The sequence below is a fragment of the Mesorhizobium sp. P3_A9 genome (assembly GCF_056402975.1).
Genome location: NZ_JBFUGJ010000666.1, coordinates 1 through 1468, shown reverse-complemented (window position 1 = coordinate 1468; position 1468 = coordinate 1). Strand labels below are relative to the sequence as shown.

The 1468-nt window shown below is 64.2% G+C and carries 1 protein-coding gene; it reads right to left on the bottom strand.

What is annotated here, in order from left to right; genetic code table 11:
* Window positions 1-169: 169 nt before the first annotated feature.
* Window positions 170-1426 (bottom strand): hypothetical protein, encoded by a 1257-nt coding sequence (locus tag AC1DX0_RS35815; protein ID WP_477359216.1) that lies wholly within the window; start codon window positions 1424-1426, stop codon window positions 170-172.
* Between the last annotated feature and the right edge of the window lie 42 nt (window positions 1427-1468).

The following is a 1468-nucleotide window of genomic DNA, read 5'->3' as shown; positions in this document are numbered from 1 at the left end:
CCTCGCCCCCGTAAAGCGGGGGAGAGGTGGCCGCGAAGCGGTCGGAGAGGGGGCTGCGGCGCTGGTGGCTTTCTCTGAACGTGAAACGTCGCGCCAGCCCCCGCTCCGTCTCGGCTTCGCCGAGCCACCTCTCCCCCACGTTCGTGGGGGCGAGGAACCCAAGCTTTCGTCAATTAAACCACAGCGCGAACGTCAAAAACCCGCCGCCGCCGAACTCGCGCTGGATCTGGTCGAAGTCCTCGCTGGTCAGGATCTTGCCGCTTTCCAGGTAGGGCGCGATTCCAGGGCCGGTGATCGACAGCACCAGGTCGAAGGTCTTCGGCTCGTCGAAGAAGCGCTTCATGTTGATGCCCTTGCCGGTGATGCGGAAATGCGGCAGCAGCGCGCGGCCTTCGAGCAGGTCCTCGGCCATGGTCAAGGTGGCGAGCCAGGCCTGCACCTGCTCTTCGCCGACTTCGAGGCCGGTGAGCGGGTTCTCGCCCTTCTGCTGTGGGCCGGGCAGCCATTCGCGGTCATTGTCGGTCTCGGCGCGGATCGCCTTCCAGTCCTCGCGCGACAGCCGGATCATTTCCAGCAATTCCTGGCGCGCCGCCTTGCGGCGTTCCGGCTCGACCACCGGCCAGTTGATGAGATGCACCATCGAGATGAAATCGGCGATGCGCCATTCCGAGGAGAAGATGTTTGAGCCCATCTCGCTGGGCGGCGGCACGAGAATGTCCTRCAGCGGCAATTTTGCGCGCGGGAACAGCATGTGGAACGAGTCGTCGAACGTGTTTTTGAAATCATGCGCCAGCCAGAAGTCGGCCTGCGCGATCAGGAACTCGGCATAACCCTGCAGCCAGTAGCCGTCGGCGCGATCGAAGCGGAAGGTCAGTGCGGGCGCGGCATCGCCCTGCGAGATGCTGCCGCGCGACAGCGCGGCCATGATCGCCGCCATGCTTTCATCTGGCGCGATGGTGCCGTCCTCGTTGAGGTCGATGCCGACATGGGTGAGATCGATGACCATGCCGATATCGGCATCGGCCGGCACCGAACCCAGCGTCGCGGCGGATTTTGCCAGCCGGTCGCGGAAGGCGACCAGTATGGCGCGAAACTCTTCATAAGTCAGCGGCTCGGGGTTTGGATTGGGCGGCACCGGCAGCTGCATCAGCGGCAGCATGAAGGATTGCGGGCTCTCGAAACCATGGCGGTGCAGGCCGCTGGCGAGCAACTCCAGTGCGGTGAAGAACTCGCCGGCGCCGGCGGCATAGGCCGATGCCGGATCTTTCGGCGCGGCGGCCTCCAGCGTCGACAGGGCGCTGTCGCGCGCGGCCACGGTCTTGGCCTCGAACAAAGCGGTTGCCGCTTCGGGCATGGCGGCATTGGCGGAAGACAAGGGCATAAGCACAATGAAGGCGGAGGCCAGCAGATTTGCTATTCGTGTCATTCTTTCCCCTCCCATGTATTGTTGCGGGCGACCATACACGAA